Here is a 19,810-nt window from a genome sequence, read left to right as displayed (position 1 = left end):
GGGGTAGGCCTCCCGTCAAGTCGTGGAGCGGTCTGCGCGCGGGGGTCGGCGCAGTGCGAGGAAGCCGTCGGCGGAATCGGCCGGGTCGGCAGCGAGGAGGCGCAGCAGCTCCGGCAGCGGCAGGTCGATTTCCGCCGCCAGGAGGATACGTGGCGGCGGCGGCTCGGGCGCCGCGGCCACCACGACGGGCGGCTCCGGTGCCTGGTACTCCGGCGCCAGGTACTCCGCCACGGGCACGTTGGCCTGCATCCGTCGCGGCATCATGCCGCCGGGAAGGTCCAGCGCCTCGATCAGCGGGAACAGCATGCGGGGCGCCGCGGCCCGCGGCTCCGGCGGCTTCGCCGGCGGTGGCGCGACCGAGAGCTCGGTCAGCGTCGAGAGGGCCGGCTTCGGAAGCGCCGGCGGCGGCGCATCGGCCGCGCGCAGCAGCGGCATGTCCGGCGCTGCGGCGGGCACCACGGAAGCCGGCTTCCGTGCTGCGTCGGCGACCCGTGCCGGGGCTTCCGCGGGCGCCGCCACCACGACACGCGCCGGCGGCTCCGGGGTGGCGACGGGTGCCGCCGAAGGCGTCCAGCCGGACGCGACCGCCGGCATGGCAGGCAAGGGCGGCGGCGACACAGGCTCGATGGCGGCCGGAGCCAGCGTCTCCGGTTCGGCGGGCGGGGCAGGCGGCAGGACGGCTGCCGGACGCGGCGGTGCGACGGGCGGCTGAGGCTCGATCCAGGCCGCTGGAGCAGACGGCTCGGACCACGCCGCAGGCGCGGGCGGCTCGGGCCAGGCCGGCGCGGCCGGCTCAGGCCAGGCGGCCGGCGGCTCGGACCAGGCAGCCGGCGGCGTTACCGCACGGCTCGGCACCAACGTCTCGGCACGCGCCGGCGAGGCAGGCTCGGGCCAGCTCGGCTGCTGCCAGTGGCCCGGCTGCTGCGTGGCATCTTCCTCGCGCGTTGCCCATTGCGGACTGGCCGAAGATTGGGGCTGGGGCGCCTCATGAAACCGCACCGGCTCCTGCCAGTGGCCCGACGCCGCGGCGGGTTCGGCCGGCGGCTGCCAGGGCTGCGCCGGCGGCAGGCCCTGCTGCTGCCCCACCTCGGCGGCTGCATTCATGGCCGCACCGAGCAGGGCATAGGGGTCCGCATCCGGCACGGGCGCCGGCGCCGGCGTGCGGACCGGCTCATTGCCGAAGCTGCGGTAACGGATAGCCGGGGCCCGCAACGCGGCTGCGACCCGTGCTACATCCGTATCTTGGCGCATATGAGATGAACCCCCAATCGCGGTGCAACATGCCGTGAACGCGAGGGTTAGGGAATACCTAATCTCAACACGTTGGCAGGTCTATATCGAAGCGAGTGTCGAATCCCGCCAAGCGAGACGTGCGAGCAAGCTAAGAACGGCTGAATAATAGTCCTGCGCCTCACTCGGCGAAGGCCAACGCGGTTGTGATGCAGACTCGGACTGCCTGCCGATCGTCAACTGTGCAACCGAGCGTATGCCGGTGGATGCCTGGTATGGAGAAACTGCATCCGATGCAAAATCGGTCCAGGCCGGCATGCGCTGATGCTGTGGATCGGCCCAGAAGCGTGCCGCGCCGACCGCCGCCGGCTCCCGCCCCATGCCGGCCCAGGCGAGGTACAGCGGCACGCGGAGCGCGTCGTAGGAAAACCGCGCCGGCCAGCCCGGGGCCGGGGCCGGCCTGCCGCCCAGCCGGGGCAGCGCCACCCAATCCGCCGGCAGGCCCCAGCGGCCGAAGCGCGCCCGGCGCAGCAGCGCCACGCCATCCACCGCCAGCCGCAGCCAGGTCGGGTCCGGCACCGCCTGGGCCAGGGCCCGCAGGGCCGGAAACGCGTAGTAGGAGGGGTTGAGCACGATGTGCTCGCGCTGTTCGAACCCGGCGGCGCCGGGCAGCAGCACGGTCTCGTCCCCGACCTCCCGCACCAGCAGGCGCAGCACGTCGCGCGCAATGGCGGTGCCCTGGGCCGTCAGGCCCGCGGCATCCCAGCGCCGCCCGGCACGCAGCAGCGCCCAGGCGATCATCAGGTCGCCATCGGTGGCATTGTTGATGTCATCGACGGCGCCGCCCCGTGGCCCGTCCGGCCGGAAGCGCCAGGCGGACAGCGCATCGTTGGGCCGCGCCAGCACCCGCCGGGTCCAGCCCAGCAGGCGGTCGAAGGTTTCGCGGTCGTCCATCTGCTCGGCACAGAGCAGCGCCCAACCCTGCCCTTCGCTGTGCGAGATGCCGCCATTCCCGGTATCGACCACCCGGCCCTCCGGCTGCACGAAGCGGGCGCAGAAGGCCCGCCAGTGCTCCGCCTCGACCGGCGACGGAGCGTCGATGCCGGCGCGGCCGGGGGATGTGTTGCGGGGTGCCGCAACCACCGGCATCGCCGGGCTTGCAGCCAGGGTGAGAAGGGCGCGACGGCGGAGCTGTTGGGACATGCAGTCCTAGGGTCGCAGCTGTGGGTGAAGCGGAGGTTGATGGTTAATTCAACAACCTTCTGATGCAAAGGTAAAGAACAATGCTCCCAGAGGTTGTAGTCGAACCATTCCGCTTCGCGCCAGCCCCCGTGACCGGAGTCAGGCCAGCCTGGCGCAGGCGCCGGCAAGCCAGGCCGCCTCCCGCGGCGGCAGCGAGGGTCCGACCAGCGCCAGCACGGCGGCGTGGTAGGCATCGACCTGGGCGCGCTCGGATGCCGTCAGCATCTCCGCCACCACAAGCCGGCGCTCATAGGGGGCGAAGGTCAGCGTCTCGAAATCCAGGAACGGGCGCGCCTGGCCCGGCAGCGGCGTGGCCTGGCGCACCAGCAGCAGGTTCTCGATGCGGATGCCGTAGGCGCCGGGGCGGTAGAAGCCCGGTTCGTTGGACAGCACCATTCCTGGCCGCAATGGGATCGGCCGCGCGGCCCGGCTGATCCCGGCCGGGCCCTCATGCACGGAGAGAAAACTGCCGACGCCGTGCCCCGTGCCATGATCATAGTCCAGCCCCTGCAACCACAGCGACCGCCGCGCCAGCGCATCCAGGTGCGGCCCGGCGACACCTTCGGGAAACCGCGTCGCGGCAAGCGCGAGGTGACCCTGCAACACCAGGGTATAGTGGAGGGCGAGTTGCTCGGGCGGCGCCCCGGGCCCGGTCCACAGGGTCCGGGTGACATCCGTGGTGCCATCCCGGTACTGCGCGCCGCTGTCGATCAGATAGGCCTCGTTCGGGCGGATCGGGCGGTCGCTCGCCGGTGTCGCGCGATAATGGATGATGGCGCCGTGTTCCCCTGCGCCGCTGATCGCCGGAAAGCTCTCCGCCACGAACAACGGTGCCTCCGCCCGCAGCGCCAGCAGGCGGGCGGCGGCGGACATCTCCGTCTCGCCACCGCGCGGCGCGGCTTCGGCGAACCAGGCGAGGAAGCGGCACAGCGCCACCGCATCCCGCCGGTGCGCGGCACGGGCGCCCTCCTGTTCCACCGGGTTCTTGCAGGCACGCGGCAGGCGGCACGGATCCTCCGCGGACACCGCCTCGGCCCCGGCCTCCCGCAGCAATTGGCCGAAGCGGGCCGGGGTGACGTCAGGGTCCAGGCGCACGCGCTTCCCGGCCAGGCCGCGCAGCACCTCCGCCAGCGACTCGGGGCGATGCAGCGCCACGCCATTGCCGAGATGGGCCCGTAGCGCCGCATTTGCCCGGGTCGGGTCCAGGAACAGGTCCACGCGCGCATCGTCGTGCAGCAGCGCGGTGGCCAATGCCAGCGGGGTGTGGCCGAGGTCGTCGCCGCGGATGTTCAGCAGCCAGGCCACGGAATGCGGGTCCGCCAGGACCACGGCGGCCTGGCCGGCGCCGCGCAGCGTGGCCGCCGCCTCATCCCGCTTCGCCTGCGCCTCCCGCCCCGCGAAGGCCAGCGGGTGCGGCCGGGCCGGGCCGGCGGGGGGCGGCGGGCGGTCCTGCCAGACGGCATCCACCGGGTTGTCGGCCAGCGGCACCAGCGTGGCCCCGGTTTCGGCGAGGCGATCCACCGTGGCGGCCGGGTGCAGCCACGGGTCGTAGCCGATGCGCAGGCCGGCGGCATGGTCGCGCAGGAAGCTGGCGGGCGGCGCCTCGATCAGGTGGCGGAACTCCCACAGAGCCTGGTCCACCTCGGCGGCCGCCTGGGTGGTGTAGCGTCCATCCACGAACAGCACCGCGCGGTCGCGCAGCACCAGGGCCAGGCCGGCACTGCCGGTGAAGCCGGTCAGCCAGGCCAGGCGCTCGGCGGAGGCCGGCACATATTCGCCAAGGAAGGCGTCGGCACGCGGCACCAGGGCGCCATCGAGGTTGCGGCGCGCGATCTCGGCCCGCAGCGCGGCCAGGCGGCCGGCCTGTGTCGTGGAATGTTTCATACAAGTCCTAACGAAGAAACATATGTCCGGCATGTTTCATGCGTCTGACGCATGTCTATGCTGTGGCTTCGGCGCATCACCTGTGACCTCCGTGCCTCTATATCCTGTCTCCGAAGCGCGGTGGCTCAGGCCGAGGACGACCAGGCCGCCGCGCAGCTCAACAGAGGTCATCATGGACGCCCGCCAGAGCCTGGAACAGGTTACCCTGTTCTCCTACCCCACCCCGGACCGCGCCAGCCGCGAGATCGAAGTGCTGCGCCACGCCGCCATCCGCGCGCGCGACCAGGCGATCGCGGACGGGATCCGCCATTTCTTCGCCAGCCTCGGCCGCGGCCTGGTCTTCCTGGGCACGACGATCCGCAGCTGGCCCGACCGCCGCCGCACCTATGAGAACCTGCGCGCCCTGACGGACCGGGAACTGGCCGATATCGGCCTGGTGCGCGGCGAGATCAGCCGGGTGTTCGAGCCCGACTTCCGCATGCCCGCGAGGCCGGCCGCCAACGGCAACCGCGCCCCGGTAGGCGCCACCGCCGCGGCCTGAGGCGGCACAAGTTACCCGTTGCGATCCGCAGGGATCGGGGCGGAAGCGCGGGGCCGGCTCCGAAAGGGGCCGGCTTCGTCGCATGTTTCGCGGCGCAGATCCTGCGCAGGTTCAGTCCCAGCCCTCGTCGCGCCCGGGAACCCAGACCTCCAGCGTCCCGCGACTGGGGCGCGGGGAGAAGCTGGTGAAGCTGCGGGCGCGGAAGCTGCCGCCCAGCGTGGCCGCAAGCCGCTCCGCCATCTCCCGGTCGCCCGAATTGAAATAGCGAACCTCGCCGGTCGGCGGCGTGGCGGGCACCACGCGCACTTCCACCGTCCCGCCCAGGCGCTGCGCCTGCCCCGCCAGGCTGTCGGCCAGGTCGCGGCGGCTGCGGTGGTGGTGGACGAAGATGCGGGCGGGGCCACCGGATTCAGCAGCCTGCGGCGCAGGGCCCGGGTCCGGCCCATCGAACCACGTCCGATCGAGTTCGGGCGGCTTGGCGACGAACCATTCCGGCGGCAGTTCGCGCGGCGGCTCGGGCTCCGGCAGGAAGGGCGGCTCGTCCGACCAGCGGGACTCCGGCGCGGCGCGCGCCACGACCGGCCGGGGCGGAACCGGCGGTGCGGGCGGTGGCGGCAGCGGGATGGCATCGGCCGCGGCGACCTGCCGTTCAGCCGGGGGCGGTCCAGCCTGCGACGGTTCAGCCGGGGGTGGCGCAGGCCGGACCTGCTCGACCGGAACCGGCTCGCGGGCCGCGGCGGGCGGCGGTGGCGCCGGGATGGACGGGGGCGGGGCGGCGGGAGCCTCCCGCACTGGCGCATCCGCCTCGGCGATCCGGGCCTGGAGCGAAGCCGGCGCGGCGACTTCGCGCGGCGGGCCGAGGTAGTGCAGCAGGCCGAACGCGGTACCCCCCGTCAGTACCGCCGCGATCCAGAACAGGTGCAGCATGCGGAACCGGCCCGGCTGCGTGGGGCGGGAGGCCGGGGCAAGCGGCTGGCGTTCCTCCGGCAATGGCAGCGCCGGACGCATGGGCCGTGCGGCGGCCGCCGCGGCTGCGGCCTCAGGCGGCTTGGCAGCCGGGGGCGCCGCCAACAGGGCCTGCTGTGCCAGCGCCACCCAGTCGCCCTGAACCTCGATGGGTGGCTCCGCCGCCACGGCGAAATCCAGCAGGCCGGTCAGCCGCCAGACATCGCCATCGTTCAGTTGCACCGTGACGATCGGCAGGAATCCTGGCGCCGCCTGCGCGAAACCCGCCGCATCCAGCCGCTCGCGAAGCTGGTCGGCCGCCGGCGGCCGGGCGCTCGAGTTCATCTGCACCAGGACGACGCCCTGCCGCGCATCGGCGAGCACGAAATCCGCCTCGACCCTCGGCAGGCGCGGGTCCGCCGGCGGATCGTTCCGCAGCACCGTCCAGCCAAGTTCGGAGAAGCTGTCGGGGCCGAGGCGCTGGCCCAGGATGCGGTGTACCCCGTCGCTCGGAACCGGGAGCGCGGAAAGGTCCGAAGTCTCGCCCATCATCCTCCGGGGGTCTGATGCGGCCCTGCATAAGCCGCATCGCCGGCACCCGGCCAGCCGCTTCCTTCACGCCTCAGCGGAGTGTGAACAGCCTCAGACCACCATCGCCATCTGCTGCGGATCGAACGCCATCCAGACCGGTTCGCCCACCTCATGAATCTGCAGCGGCGGTGCGGTGGCGCGCAGCCGCAGGTCGCTGCCCTCCGCATTCACCACGTAGTCCCAGGTCTCGCCGAGAAAGGTGCGCTGCGACACCACGCCGGCCAGCATCGGCGCGCTGCCCGCCGGCCTTTCGCGGTGCAGCCCGATGCTCTGCGGCCGGACCGAGACGAGGATGTCCCCGCCTTTTGCCGTGTCGGCGCCCGGCACCTGCCCGGCCTGCATGGAAATGCCGCCAAAGCCGACCTCGCCGTTGCGGAGTTGCGCCGGCAGCAGGTTGGTGCGGCCGATGAAGCCGGCGACGAAGCGCGTGCGTGGCCGGGTGTAGAGAAGATGCGGCGCGTCCACCTGCTCGATCCGCCCGGCATTCATCACGGCGATCCGGTCCGATGTCGCCATCGCCTCCGACTGATCGTGCGTGACGTAGACGGTGGTGATGCGGAACTCGTCGTGCAGCCGGCGGATCTCGAACCGCATTTCCTCGCGCAGATTGGCATCGAGGTTCGACAGCGGCTCGTCCAGCAGCAGCACCGCCGGCTTCACCACGATGGCGCGCGCCAGCGCCACGCGCTGCTGCTGGCCGCCCGACAGTTCCGCCGGGTAGCGCGCGGCCAGGTGTGCCATCTGCACCACTTCAAGAATCTGCATGACGCGCTGCTTGATCTCGGCGCCGGGAAGCTTGCGCAGCTTCAGGCCGAAGCCGACATTTTCCGCCACCGTCATGTTCGGCCAGATCGCGTAGCTCTGGAAGATCATCGACATGCCGCGCTTCTCCGGCGGCAGCACCGCGCCGGGGGCGGAGATCACCTGCCCATCGAGCGAGATGCTGCCCTCGTTCGGATCGACGAAGCCCGCGATCATGCGCAGCGTGGTGGTCTTGCCGCAGCCGGAGGGGCCGAGGAGGGAGACGAACTCGCCCTCCTCGAGCGTGAGGTCGATGCTGTCCACCACGCGGTTCGGGCCATAGGCCTTGGTCAGGCCCTGGATGGAAAGACGCGACATCCTCAGTTTCTCCGCAGCATGAAGTCGCGCCCGGCCAGCTTCATGCCGATGCCGACGAAGACCATGGTGACCACCAGCAGCAGGCCACCGAAGGCGGCCAGAACCTCGAAGTTGCCGGCCTCGCTGAGGTCGTACAGCAGCACCGACATGGTCCGCGTGCGCGGGCCGACCAGGAAGATCGCCGCCGACAACTCGCGCGAGGCGACGATGAAGACGATGAGCCAGCCGCCGAGCAACGATTTCCGCACCAGCGGCGCGGTGATCATGCGGATGGCGTGCAGCCGCCCGCTGCCCAGGATGCGCGCCGCCTCCTCCATCTCCGGATGCACCGCCCGGATCGCGGAGGCGGAATTGGCGTAGGCAATGGGCAGGAAGCGCGCCGTGAATGCCAGGATGATGATCGCCGCCGTGCCGTACAGCGCGAAGGGCGGCGAGGCATAGGCGGCGTAGAAGCCGATGGCCATGACGATGCCCGGGATGACGAAGGGCGCCATGGCCAGGAAGCCGAGCGCATCGCCGAAGGGCACCAGCTTGCGGTTGACGATGTAGGCGACCAGCAGCGCGATCAGCACCGCTGCCGTCGCCGCCACGGCGGAGAACCAGATGGTGTTCCAGATCGAGGTCATCGCCATCTCATGCTCGAAGATGAGCAGGTAGTAGTTGGCGAAGGTCAGGTTGTCCCAGGCCAGGCCACGGCCCCAGGCCTTGGCGAAGCTGGCCTGCAGCAGCACGAACAGCGGCGCCACCACCGCCATCAGCCCGACCAGCGCGCACCAGCCGAACACCACCCAGCGCCAGGGGCCGAGCTTGATCGGCCGGCGTTCGCCGCCCTTGCCAGTTTGAGAGACGAAGCCCTTGCGCGCAAGCAGCAGGCGCTGCACCACGATCATGCCGGCGGTGATCAGCAGCAGCGGCATGGCATAGGCGGCCGCGACCTCCACCCGCACCGGGTATTCGAAGAACTGCCAGAGCTGCGTGGTGACGACGTTGATGCGCGCCGGGATGCCGATGATGGCCGGCGTGCCGAACAGCGCGATGGCTTCCAGGAAGACGATGATGAAGCCGGCCATGATGGCGGGCCAGACCAGCGGCAGCGACACCTTGCGCATGGCCGTCCAGGTACCGGCGCCGAGGATGTTGGCGGCGTCCTCCATTTCCGAGGACACCAGGTCCAGCGCCGACTTCACGAAGATGAAGACCAGCGGGAAGGCGTTCAGCGCGATGACCAGCGCCATGCCCTCGAAGCTGTAGATGTTGAACAGCGCGTTCTCGCTGCCGGTCAGGCCGCGCCAGGCCAGGTTGAGGAAGCCCGAGTTTGGCCCGGCGAGGAGAATCCAGCCGACCGCGCTGAGATAGGGCGGCAGGATGAAGGCGCCGAGCACCACCGCCCAGGTCAGCCCCTTGAACGGCATGTCCGTGCGCGACACCGCCCAGGCCATCGGCACCGCCATCACAACCGCCATGGTCGCCGAGATCAGGCCGAGCAGCAGCGAGTTGACCAGCGCATCGACATAGCGCGAGCGGCCATAGGCAGTGAGGTAGTTGGACAGCGTGAAGGCGCCCGTCCCGCGCGTCTCGAAGCTGACGACCAGCAGCTTGCCGAGCGGGAAGGCCACCAGGAACAGCAGGATCGCGATCAGCGCGATCCACAGCAGCATCACCGGCTCGATCCGCGCGAGCCGATGCGACAGGCCGCTGCGTGCCGTCGCGGGATGGGGGAGTGCGGGCGCTTCGCTCATCGTTCACACACCGAATGTGTCACGCCAGAGTTCCTTGACCTCGGTCATCTCGTTCTGGATCTGCTGCGGAGTCGGGGTGATCAGCTTGATCTCATCGAGCGGCCGTGCGCCTTCCGGCGGCGGCACGTTCGGCCGCAGCGATTCCGCGTAGTACTGGCGGATGGTCCGCGAATAGGCGTCGCCGGTGACGAATTCCATGAACAGCTTCGCCGCGTTCGGCTTCGGCGCATTGGCGATGGCGGCACTCGGCGAGGGCACCATCAGCGTGCCGTCCGTCGGGTAGATCAGCGCCAGCGGGTTGCCGCGGGACATGCTGAACAACGTCGCCGCCGACGGAATGCCGACACCGACCAGGCGTTCGCCGGAATTCAGCGTGGTCACGGGATCCCCGGCGGAACGGCCGATCTGCGGGCGGTTGCGCTCGAGTTGCTTGAAGAACTCCTCCCCATAGGCCGCGCGCATCATGATGGCCCAGTTGCCGATGGCGCCGCTGAATCCGGGATGGCCGACTGCCAGCTTGTCGCGCCACTTCGGATCGGTCAGCTCGCGCCAGCTTTTCGGTGCTTCCGCCTCGCTCAGCCGGTCGCTGCGACGGGCGATCAGGTACAGGGCCAGGTAGGTGATCTGGAAATGCCCGTCCGGGTCCGCCGCGTCCCGCGCGCCCTTGACCATGCCGGCCGCGTTCTCCGGCTTGTAGGGCATCAGCCGGCCTTCGCCCTTCAGGAAGGTGAAGTGGCTGTAGTCGGTGGAGCTGAACACGTCGCACTGCGCGACGCGCGCCCGGGCATCCTGCGACAGCCGCTGGAACGCGACCTGCGAGGTCGTGCGCACCACGTTGCAACGGACGCCCGGGTAGCGTTCCGTGAAGGCCCGGCCGACCGCCTCCGAGGGTTCCGCCTGGAGCTGGCCGGTGTACCAGGTCAGCTCCCCCTCGCGCTGCGCCGCCTCGTACAGCGGCCGCTCATGCGCCGGCAGGTCCTGCGCCGCCTGGGCCGCCGCGTTGCGCGCCGGCAGGATGGCGGCGGCGGCGAGCGCCGCCGTGCCGCCGAGCAGTCCCCGCTTGGTGAGATCGGTCATGGTCTTCTCCCTGTTGTTTTGTCAGACGCCAAACGTGTCGCGCCAGGATTCCCGCACTTCGGGCACGCCCTTCTCCTGTTCCTCCAGGCTCGGCGCCAGCAGCTTGACCTCGGACAGCGGGCGACCGCCTTCCGGCGGCGGCACGTCCGGGCGCAGCGGCTCGTTGAAGGTCAGGCGCACGGTCTGCGAAAGCTGCGGGCTGTGCTGGAACTCCATGAACAGCTTCGCCGCGTTCGGATGCGGAGCATTGGCGATGATGGCGGAGGGCGAGATGGCAGCGAGCACGCCTTCCGTCGGATAGATCAGCCGCAGCGGATTGCCGCGGGAGATGGCGAGCGCCGTGGTGCCGACCGGCACGCAGAGTCCGACGGAACGTTCACCCGCATTCAGCGTGGTCACCGGGTCCTGGCTCGAGCGACCGATCTGCGGATTGTTGCGCTCCAGCTTCTCGAAGTAGTCCCAGCCATACATCTTGCGCATCTGGACGGCCCAGACGCCGATGGCGCCGCTGAAGCCCGGATGGCCGACCGCCAGCTTGTCCTTCCATTTCGGATCCAGCGCGTCCTGCCAGCTTTTCGGAGCCTCCGCCTCACTGACCAGGCGCGTGTTGTGCGTCATCAGGAACAGGCCGAGGAAGGTGGTGTGGAAGAAGCCGTCCGGATCGGCGTTCTGGATCGCCGGCAGCAGGCCGCTGGCATGTTCCGGCTTGTACTGCATCAGGCGGTTCTGCCGCTTCAGCAGGGTGAAGTGGCCGGAATTGGTCGAGCTGAACACGTCGCACTGCGCGACATTGGCGCGTGCATCCTGCGACAGACGCTGGAACGCGACCTGGGACGTGCTGCGCACCACGTTGCAGCGCACGCCGGGGAAGCGCTCGTTGAAGGCGCGGCCCACGGCTTCAGAGGTTTCGGCGTTGTATTGCCCGGAGTACCAGGTGATCTCGCCCTCGCGCCTGGCTGCTTCGTAAAGCTGGCGCTCATGCGCGGGCATGTCCTGCGCGGCGGCATGCCTGGTGGAGCCGATGATGGCGAAGCCGGTGGTGAGGGACAGGAGTTGGCGCTTGGTCAGGCGGCTCATCTTTTTTCCTCCCAGGTTTGGCACGCACGTCACGCGGGGTTCAGCGCCCGGTGAACACCGGGGGTCGCTTGGCCATGAAGGCCGCGCGGCCCTCGGCGTAGTCGGCACTGTCGAAACAGGCGCGGTACAGCGCGTCGAAGCGCGCCTCGTCGGCCTGCTTCGGGTCCCCGGCGATCTGGTCGATCGCGACCTTCGAGGCGCGGATGGACAGCGGCGCGTTGCGCGCCATGGTCTGCGCCATATCCCGCACCGTCGATTCCAGCTGGTCCGGCGGCACCACGCGGTTCACCAGGCCGACGCGCAGCGCTTCCGCCGAATCCAGGAAGCGACCGGTGAACATGATCTCCTTCGCCACCGCCGGCCCCACCAGCGCCACCAGGCGCCGCAGGCTGTGATAGGCATAGGCGACGCCGAGCTTTGCCGCGGGAATGCCGAATTTCCCATCCTCCGCCGTAATGCGGAGATCGGCAACCAGGGCCGTCGCGCAGCCGCCGCCGATGCAGAAGCCCTGGATCATCGCAATCAGCGGCTTGTCCAGCGCCTCCAGCCGCTTGCGTGCGAGGGAGGAGGTGGCGGAGTATTTCGCCTCGGCCTCCGCGCTGTCCCGCATCTTCTCGAACTGGCTGATGTCGGCGCCGGAGGCGAAGGCCTTGCCGCCGGCGCCGGACATCACCACGACGCGCACCGCCGGATCACTGGCGAAACGCTCTGCCGCGGCGGCCACGGCCTCCCACATCTCGAGCGAGATGGCGTTGCGCTTCTCGGGCTGGTTGAAGGTGAGCCAGCCGATGCCGTCCTCGATCCGCGCCAGGATCTTCGGCGTGCTCAGGGTGAGGTTCATGCCGTCCATGGCGTTCGTTCCTACTGGATCACGCGCGCGGCGCGCAGCTTGGCGATGGTCGGTGGGTCAAGACCCAGCTCGGCCAGGACTTCGTCCGTATGCTGGCTGGCATCGGGCGTCGGCTTGCGGATGGTCCAGGCCACGTCGTGCATGTTGATGGCGCTGCGCACCAGCTTCTGGTCTCCCAGCCTGGGATGCGCCACCGGCTTCGCCAGTTCCAGATGCTGCACCTGCGGGTCCGCGAAGGTCTGGTCGATGGTGTTGATCGGGCCACACGGGATGCCGGCGCCATCCAGCACCTCGATCCAGTGCAGGCTCGGCTTCGTGCTGGTGATCTCCGCGATGGCCGCATTGATCGCGGCGCGGTCGTCGGAGCGACCATCGCGCGTGTCCCAACCTTCGCGCTGCTTCCATTCCGGCTTGCCGAGCGCGTCGCAGAAACGGTCCCACATGCGCGGCGAGGGCGCGGCCAGGGCGATCGGCTTGTCCGCGGTCGGATAGACGCCGGTCGGGATCGCCGTCGGATGGTCATTGCCCGCCTGCCCGGCGACCTGGCCCGCCAGCAGCCAGCGGCTCGCCTGGAAATCCAGCATGAAGACCATGACCTCCAGCAGGCTGGTGTGCACCCAGCGGCCACGGCCGGTCTTCACGCGGTCGAACAGCGCCATCATCACGGCCAGTGCCAGCAGGTTGCCGGCGGTGAGGTCCGCAACAGGAATGCCGACGCGGACGAAGCCGTGGCCAGGCACGCCGGTGATGCTCATCAGCCCGCCCATGCCCTGCGCGATCTGGTCCACGCCGGCACGATGGCCATACGGGCCATCCTGGCCGAAGCCGGAGATCGAGCCATAGACGATGCGGGGGTTGATGGCGCTGACGCTGGCGTAGTCCACGCCGAGGCGGAATTTCACCGCGGCGCGCATGTTCTCGACGACGACATCGGCGGTCTTCGCCATCTCCATGAACAGCGCACGGCCCTGCTCCGACTTCAGGTCGATCTGCATGGCGCGCTTGTTGCGGTGCAGGTTCTGGTAGTCGAAGCCGTCGTGGTCGCCGGCGATGTCGCCGCCTTCCGTGGCCGGCGGCGCGATGCGGATGACCTCCGCACCCCAATCCGCCAGGTGGCGCACGCAGGTCGGGCCGGCACGCGCGACGGTCAGGTCCAGGACGCGCAACCCGGCCAGCGGCAGATGTGCCTGCTCCGTCATGCGACGCACGCCCGGCCCATAGTGATGGCCAGCATCAACGTCCTCCCGAACGTGTTCTTTTCTCGCTCGCGGCAGCTTGTCAGCCTCCACGTGAACTGTAAACACTTTCCGGGATGGTCGAAGTCGCTTTCCCGCCGACGCCACCCTCGGCCGCCGCATCCACGGAGGCACCGTGCGATGCTGCGTTGCGGCATCACGGACGCTTGTTGCGGCGGCCCCGCGCGCAGGCGCTTGGAATCGACGTGATGCGACGTATCGAGGCGTTGATCCTGGACGGATCCTTGGCGCCGGGTGAGCGGCTGAACGAGGTGGCGCTGTCCCGCAGCCTGGGCGTCAGTCGCGGCCCGGTGCGGGAGGCCGCGCGGGCGCTGGAGAAGACCGGCCTCGTCACCGTGATCATGAACCGCGGCGCCTTCGTCCGGACCCTGGCGATCGCCGAGGCCTGCGACATCTACGCGATCAACGCGGCCCTGTTCGGCCTTGCCGCGGCCGAGGCGGCGCTGCGACGGGGAAGCGCCCAGGCGGTGATGCTGCACTGCATGGTCGATGCGATGGACGCCGCCATCGCGCGCGGTGAACGGGACCGCTTCTTCGCCATCAACTCGAATTTCCACGCCCTCATCATGGCCTGCGGTTGCAACGCGGAGGCGGAGGCGCTGTACGGACAGTTGACCCGCAAGTTGATGCTGCTGCGCCGCCGGTCCTTCGACCGGCCCGGCCACATGCGTACAGCGAACCGGGAGCATCGCGCGCTGATGTGCGCGATCGTGACCGGCGATACGGCACGGGCCCGCGACCTTGCGGAAGCGCATGCGCGGCTCGGGCGCGCGCGCTTCCTGGAATCCATCGGTCACGCAACGGCAAGGGAGGACAACCCATGACACTCTTCGAACGGATCGGCGTCGATGTCGGCCGCCGGCTGAAGCTGGAGGATGCGATCGAATGGGCGGCCGCGCACAACGTCCGCTACATCGACATCCAGCTCGATACCGGCGCGAATGCGGTGAACACCTTCGACGCCGCCCGCGCCCGCGGCATCCGCGCGGCGCTGGAGAAGCACCAGGTGCATCTCGGCCTGCACACGCTGTCCGCCGTCAACGTCGCGGAATATTCGCCCTTCCTGTCGGAGGCGGTGGATGCCTACATGCGCGCCTATATCGATGCCATGCCGCTGCTCGGCGCCTCCTCCATCGTCGTGCATGCGGGCTACCACTTCACGGCCGACCCCGAGATGCGCATGCAGGCGGGGCTCGATCGCCTGAAGCGCATGGTCGACTACGCCGAGACGAAGAAGGCGCTGCTGCTGCTGGAGAACCTCAACAAGGAACCGGCGGATGCCGAGGTCCACTACCTGGCGCACACGCCGGAGGAGTGGCGCTATTACTACGACGCCATCGACAGCCCGGCCTTCGCGCTGAGCTTCACCGCGAACCACGCACACCTGCTGCCCGAAGGCGTGGAGGGATTCCTGGCGCAGATCCCGTTGCATCGCGTCGTGGAGGTGCGGCTCGCGGATTGCTGGCGAAACGGCCATGAACAGCACCTGATTCCCGGCGAAGGCGACTTCGATTTCGGCGACATGTTCCGCCGGATCGAGGGCGCCGGCTTCAAGGGCCACTACATGAACGCCTTCGGCACATTGGACGACATGGACAAGGCCCGCAGCCGCCAGGTGGACGCCGCCCGCGCCGCCGGAGTTGCCACGTGACACGCATCCGCAGCGTCGCCGCCGCCGTCGAGAAGCTGGCGCCGGTGGGCGCGGCGCGCGGCTATGCGGGCCTCGACACACCTGCCTTCGTGCGCTGCCGCGTTGAGACGGAGGATGGCCTGGTCGGCACCGGCGTCACCGGGCGCTTCCTGGCGGAGGAGGTCGTCGGCCTGCTCGGCCGGATGGGGGAGGCGCTGCATGGCGAGGATGCGCGGGCAACCGAGGCGATCGGGCCGCGCCTGACCGCACGCTTCAACCCGCGCAGCGCGACGGGCGCCGTCGTCTCCGCAGTCTCCGCGCTCGACATGGCGCTGTGGGACCTGCGCGCGCGGGCGCTGGGGGAGCCGCTGTGGCGTCTGCTCGGCGGCGCGCGCACCGCGGTGCCCTGCTACGCCACGGTCGGCCTGCCGGGGTATGAGGAGGCGGAACTCGTCGCCGTCTGCCGCGAGGCGATCGACGCCGGCTTCGTCGGCGCCAAGATGCTCGTCGCCGCCGGCGGGCGCGGGGTGGAGGAGGATGCGCGGCGCGTGCGGGCGGTGCGCGAGGCGATCGGGCCGAAGCCGCTGCTGATGCTCGATGCGAATTGCGGCATGAACGTCGCCACCGCACGCCGCCTCACGCTGATGGTGGAGGAGTGCGACATCGCCTGGTTCGAGGAGCCGGTTCTGCACAACGACCTGGAGGCGCTGGGCACGCTCCGCCGCGCCATCCGCATCCCCATCGCCGCAGGCCAGATGGTGCAGTCGATGGCCTGGTTCCGCGAGGCGCTGGCGCGGGGCGCGGTAGACTGGCTGCAACCCAATGCCGCCTTCTGCGGCGGCATCTCCGCCATGCTGCGCATCCTGGCGCTGGCCGAGGCGCATGGCACGCCGGTGGCGCATGCCGGCGGCTGGGACATCGCCAATGCGGCGGTGATGGCAGGGCACGCGGCAGGCGGGTTGCTGGAGATGCACGGCGCGCAGCTTGCCCTGCGATCGCGCCTGGCGGAGGACATGGTGCCGGAGGCCGGTCTGATGCAGATGCCCGACCGCCCCGGCATCGGCTTCGCCTTTCGCGAGACCTAGTCAGCCGGCAGTGGAAACTGGTCGAGGTGGCGCTGGTATTCCGGCTCCACGTCGATCCGGGCCGCGGCCAGGAAGCGCACGACGCCGGCGTAGAAGGCGATGATCACCAGCAGGTCGGTGACGCTGACCGCATCCAGGTGTTCCTCCAGTGCCGCGAAGCCTTCGGCGGAAAGATCACCCGCCGCCATCTCCCGCGCCGCGCGCAGCACGACCCGTGCGGCGGGCTCCAGCGATGACGCCTCGCCACGGCTTTCCACGGCGATGGCCGCGATATCGGCGTCCGTCACGCCGAAGTCGCGGCTGATGGCGACGTGGTGCGACCATTCGTAGGGCGAGCGCGCGGTCCAACCCATCTGCAGGATGGCCAGTTCGCGAAGGCGCCCATCCAGCACGCTGGTGTGGCGGATGTGGTGCGCCAGGCCGAGGAAGGCCCGCGTCATGCCGGGGCTGTTCACCATGGCGCGATACAGGTTCACCGGGCGTACCAGCAGCGGCCGGTCCTCCGGCGCCAGGTCGGCCGGATCGAGGTAGGGCAGGCGTGCCATGCGGGTCTCCCGGACAGTCAGGTGGAGTCGAAAGCCACGAGAAAATGTACGGGGAAGGGCGTGCCGGCGCCATCCACCGGGCCGGCGCGCCGCAGGCCTGGACGCCGCAGCAACGGCTTGAGCAATTGCGGGATCACGGCCTGGTTGATGTGCGCGCCGAAGCAGGTGTGCATGCCGTAGCCCCACAGGATGTAGGCATGGGCGGGGCGGTCGGTGCGGAAGGCCTCGGGCTGGTCCAGCGCGATCGGATCGAACATGGCGGAGAGGTTGGCCGCCAGCACCATGGCGCCCTGCGGCACCGTCCGAGCGCGCAGCGTGCCGCGCGCGATCACCGTCTCCCGCACCGCGCGGCGATAGATGAAGGGATTAACCGGGTCGAAGCGCAAAGCCTCCCACAGCACGCGGGCCAGGGCTGCATCGTCATCCTCGCGCGCCGCCCGTTGTGCTGCGGCCAGCGCCTCCGGCCGGTCCAGCAGCGTGTCCAGCGCCTTGACGCTGGCCTTGGACAGCGTTGGCACCAGGCCGATGAGCAGGCCGATCAGGTTGTTGCGGATGCCCAGGTCGTCCAGGCCCGGCATGCCGGCCGCCTGCAACGCCAGGCAGCGCGCCAGCACGTCGTCGGCGCCGGTCGGCGCGGCCTTGCGTGCGGCGATGGCGTCGTCGAGGTAGGCGCGGCAGGCGGCTGCGGCTTCCAGCGCCGGGCGAGAGACCACCTCCTGCCCCGCCAGGTCGACGAACAGGTACCAGAACATCCGCGTGGTCCCTTCCGCCATCTCGGTGGCGGAGGGGCCGGGCGTGCCGAAATAGGCGCCGACGAGGCCGGTCAGCACCGGCAGCGTCAGCGTCGCCGGCACGTCGATCCGCCCCCGGCTTGCCTCGACGATGCCGGCGGCCTCGCGCGTGACGTAGGGCACCACAATCTCCGGCACGTCGGTGCGCCGGACCGCGAGACGCATGTTGGCGACGTCGCGCGTGTAGGCGGCGCTGTCCTGCATGCCGAGGAAGAAGTTCTCGCCGGCGGTGATGGCGCGCATCTTCGGCTCGTAGACCACGGCAAAGTCGGATTCGCGTTCCAGCACCTCCGTCACATCGGCGTGGCGCGTGACGATGACGGTGCCGGTGTTCTCGTAGGCCGCGACCAGGCGGCGCGACAGGACCAGGTTCGGCAGCGTCGCGCGCAGCAGCGCGAAGATCTGGCGCTGGTTCTCCGTGGTGCCGAGCAGCGCCGCGATGCGTGCGGCACGGCCCTCCGCACCGCCATAGGCACGCGCGCCACGCACGGCCAACCGCCCCGCAGCGCCAAGCGCAGCGCCCGCCATGCCGAGCCGGATTCCCGCCGCGCTTGCCGCACTGCCCAGGAAGCCGCTCATGTGGGGTCGACGGTGCCGGCGGCGATCATGCGCAGCGCGGTCATGCTGGGCACGAAGAAGTAGTCGCCGCCGCGCGTTTCGACGAATTGCGGCAGCCGGTCGCAGATGAAGGGTGGCTTGCCGGAGGCCGGGTCCGCGGCGATGACGAACTTCGCATCCTCGCCATGGTTGCCGACGATCGGGCAGGTATCGTTGCCGGTGTTGAAGTCCAGCCCGTACTGCATCCATTGCTGCTGGATGAATTCGAACTGGCGGAACAGGTTGGCGCAGGTGGCGAGCATGACGATGCCGTGGTCGCCCTCATCTGTAGCCGCGCCCGGTTCGGCATGACCGTAGGGCAGGCCGCGCCGCAGGATGCGGCGGCGGTTGTTGAGGACCGAGCCGTTCCACTGCTTCGAATCCGGCGCATTCAGCAGCGGGTCCATCATGTCCCGCGTGTTGGACCGGCGCAGATGCGATCCGAACGGGCACTTCGCGCCGAGGGGATCGCCGCGGTAGCTGAAATCCACCAGCGCCCGGTCCAGCGCCGCCAGCGTCGCCCGGTCATCCGCCTTCGTCGCGGCCGTTCGACGGTCCCGGAAGGCCTGCCATTCGGCGTAGGTCGCGGCGGCCATCAGCGGCACGCCGTCGGACCAGCGGCCGGCGATCTTGGCTTTCAGCGTCTCGCAGGCCTCGTGCTGCGGCATCTCCATCACCGCCGCGAACTGCACCGCCATGCGGTCCATGCTGTCGCGGAAGGCGGCGACGTTCTGGTGCAGCTTGCGATAGGCGACGAAGGTGCCGTTGCGGCTGAAATCCAGCGGCATCGGGTTGCCGGCGATCTCCTGCGATTCGTCCGGATGGCCGAGCAGGAACTCCCCGGTCGCAAGCGGCGCCCAGCTCTGGTCGGCCAGCATCTTCCCCTGGCCGATGACGGCGGTGGCCATGCGCTCCGGCGGGTATTGCCCGTCGAACACGGCATCGCCGATGGCATCGACGAAGCCGAAATGCTCGGTCGGCAGCGGCGCCATGGTGCCGTCCGGCTGCGCCTCCAGCAGCGCCGACATGTCCTGCCAGCGCGGATCGGGGCCGCTATGGCCGGACAGCAGGGTGACGCCGCCCTCCGTTGCCTCGACCAGCGCCTCGATCTCCCGGGTCAACTCGTCCAGGCGGTCCACAGGCAAGCCATCCGGGTTCATCTGCGCGTTCAAGGTCAGCAACACATGCACGCGACGGCGCGGATCGTCGCGCCAAAGCCAGACCGGATCCCAGGCTTCCGAGATGGCACGCGGAAAGTTGTCGCACAGGATGTCAGCCCGGGCCGGCATGCCGTCGATGAACTCGTCCGGCATGCCGCGCAGCGTGCGGATCGGCACGCCGAGTGCCAGCAGGCCCCAGAAGGAGAAGGCGACATTCACCGCGACGCGGGGCCGCTTCTGATAGATCGTGCCGGGCGGCTGCGGCCGGCGGTCCGAGGGCCAGCGCAGCGCCGTGGTGACGAAGGGCTTCACCATGTCCAGCAGGTTGCGCCCGGCGCGGGCGTTGGCGACGTGCAGCAGCAGCATGCGCCCCTTGGGGAAGCCGAGCCGGCCATAGGCGGTCAGCACGTTGCCCTGGATATCGGCCAGGTCGAGATTCACGGCCATGCTC

The 19,810-nt window shown here is 70.0% G+C and carries 17 protein-coding genes; 4 read left to right on the top strand and 13 right to left on the bottom strand.

What is annotated here, in order from left to right; all coding sequences use genetic code 11:
• Positions 1-15 precede the first annotated feature (15 nt).
• From ACFHPP_RS07965 to ACFHPP_RS07955, 3 genes are all read right to left on the bottom strand, one after another.
• Entirely contained in the window at positions 16-1,212 is a 1,197-nt protein-coding gene (locus tag ACFHPP_RS07965) for a hypothetical protein (RefSeq protein ID WP_437162730.1), read from the bottom strand.
• A gap of 120 nt (positions 1,213-1,332) precedes the next feature.
• Positions 1,333-2,433, bottom strand: coding sequence for a glycosyl hydrolase family 8 (locus ACFHPP_RS07960; protein WP_437162729.1), 1,101 nt, complete (start codon positions 2,431-2,433; stop codon positions 1,333-1,335).
• A gap of 138 nt (positions 2,434-2,571) precedes the next feature.
• Entirely contained in the window at positions 2,572-4,356 is a 1,785-nt protein-coding gene (locus ACFHPP_RS07955) for an aminopeptidase P family protein (RefSeq protein ID WP_437162728.1), read from the bottom strand.
• 172 nt (positions 4,357-4,528) lie between these two features.
• Between ACFHPP_RS07955 and ACFHPP_RS07950 the strand changes: the two genes are divergently transcribed.
• Positions 4,529-4,897 (top strand): DUF1127 domain-containing protein, encoded by a 369-nt coding sequence (locus tag ACFHPP_RS07950; protein WP_437162727.1) that lies wholly within the window; start codon positions 4,529-4,531, stop codon positions 4,895-4,897.
• Positions 4,898-5,008: 111 nt separating this feature from the next.
• Here ACFHPP_RS07950 and ACFHPP_RS07945 read toward each other — a convergent pair whose 3' ends face one another.
• From ACFHPP_RS07945 to ACFHPP_RS07915, 7 genes are all read right to left on the bottom strand, one after another.
• Positions 5,009-6,394: a hypothetical protein gene (locus tag ACFHPP_RS07945; RefSeq protein ID WP_437162726.1), complete on the bottom strand. Its 1,386-nt coding sequence runs from the start codon at positions 6,392-6,394 to the stop codon at positions 5,009-5,011.
• Positions 6,395-6,484: 90 nt separating this feature from the next.
• Positions 6,485-7,552 (bottom strand): ABC transporter ATP-binding protein, encoded by a 1,068-nt coding sequence (locus ACFHPP_RS07940; protein WP_437162725.1) that lies wholly within the window; start codon positions 7,550-7,552, stop codon positions 6,485-6,487.
• Positions 7,553-7,554: 2 nt separating this feature from the next.
• Complete coding sequence (locus ACFHPP_RS07935) at positions 7,555-9,291, bottom strand: ABC transporter permease (RefSeq protein WP_437162724.1); 1,737 nt, start codon at positions 9,289-9,291, stop codon at positions 7,555-7,557.
• A gap of 3 nt (positions 9,292-9,294) precedes the next feature.
• Entirely contained in the window at positions 9,295-10,368 is a 1,074-nt protein-coding gene (locus tag ACFHPP_RS07930) for an ABC transporter substrate-binding protein (RefSeq protein WP_437162723.1), read from the bottom strand.
• Positions 10,369-10,389: 21 nt separating this feature from the next.
• Positions 10,390-11,445 (bottom strand): ABC transporter substrate-binding protein, encoded by a 1,056-nt coding sequence (locus tag ACFHPP_RS07925; RefSeq protein ID WP_437162722.1) that lies wholly within the window; start codon positions 11,443-11,445, stop codon positions 10,390-10,392.
• Positions 11,446-11,485: 40 nt separating this feature from the next.
• Complete coding sequence (locus tag ACFHPP_RS07920) at positions 11,486-12,295, bottom strand: enoyl-CoA hydratase (protein ID WP_437162721.1); 810 nt, start codon at positions 12,293-12,295, stop codon at positions 11,486-11,488.
• A gap of 11 nt (positions 12,296-12,306) precedes the next feature.
• Positions 12,307-13,494 carry a CaiB/BaiF CoA transferase family protein gene (locus tag ACFHPP_RS07915; protein ID WP_437162720.1) on the bottom strand — a complete coding sequence of 396 codons (1,188 nt, stop codon included), beginning with the start codon at positions 13,492-13,494 and terminating at the stop codon, positions 12,307-12,309.
• A 245-nt stretch (positions 13,495-13,739) separates the two neighbouring features.
• Here ACFHPP_RS07915 and ACFHPP_RS07910 point away from each other — a divergent pair, with 245 nt between their 5' ends.
• Genes ACFHPP_RS07910 through ACFHPP_RS07900 form a run of 3 tightly spaced genes read left to right on the top strand, consistent with a single transcriptional unit; the run spans position 13,740 to position 16,266 of the window.
• On the top strand, positions 13,740-14,375 hold the full coding sequence (locus ACFHPP_RS07910; RefSeq protein ID WP_437162719.1) for a GntR family transcriptional regulator: 636 nt from the start codon (positions 13,740-13,742) through the stop codon (positions 14,373-14,375).
• A complete protein-coding gene (locus tag ACFHPP_RS07905) occupies positions 14,372-15,202 on the top strand; it encodes a sugar phosphate isomerase/epimerase family protein (protein ID WP_437162718.1) in 831 nt (276 codons plus the stop codon). Before ACFHPP_RS07910 ends, ACFHPP_RS07905 begins: the two co-directional genes overlap by 4 nt.
• A complete protein-coding gene (locus tag ACFHPP_RS07900; protein WP_437162717.1) occupies positions 15,199-16,266 on the top strand; it encodes a mandelate racemase/muconate lactonizing enzyme family protein in 1,068 nt (355 codons plus the stop codon). Before ACFHPP_RS07905 ends, ACFHPP_RS07900 begins: the two co-directional genes overlap by 4 nt.
• Here the strand turns inward: ACFHPP_RS07900 and ACFHPP_RS07895 are convergent.
• The 3 genes from ACFHPP_RS07895 to ACFHPP_RS07885 are packed head-to-tail and all read right to left on the bottom strand — an operon-like array spanning position 16,263 to position 19,806.
• Positions 16,263-16,811, bottom strand: coding sequence for a carboxymuconolactone decarboxylase family protein (locus ACFHPP_RS07895; protein ID WP_437162716.1), 549 nt, complete (start codon positions 16,809-16,811; stop codon positions 16,263-16,265). The two genes, ACFHPP_RS07900 and ACFHPP_RS07895, sit on opposite strands and share 4 nt — an antisense overlap.
• Positions 16,812-16,828: 17 nt before the next feature.
• The gene (locus ACFHPP_RS07890) at positions 16,829-18,181 is read right to left on the bottom strand and encodes a cytochrome P450 (protein ID WP_437162715.1); all 1,353 of its coding nucleotides are present in this window, start codon (positions 18,179-18,181) and stop codon (positions 16,829-16,831) included.
• Positions 18,178-19,806, bottom strand: coding sequence for a Dyp-type peroxidase (locus ACFHPP_RS07885; RefSeq protein ID WP_437162714.1), 1,629 nt, complete (start codon positions 19,804-19,806; stop codon positions 18,178-18,180). The genes ACFHPP_RS07890 and ACFHPP_RS07885 overlap by 4 nt, the downstream gene beginning before the upstream one ends.
• Positions 19,807-19,810 lie beyond the last annotated feature (4 nt).

The organism is Falsiroseomonas sp. E2-1-a20 (assembly GCF_051433195.1).
GTDB lineage: Bacteria > Pseudomonadota > Alphaproteobacteria > Acetobacterales > Acetobacteraceae > Falsiroseomonas.
This window is presented reverse-complemented; position numbering and strand designations above follow the sequence as displayed.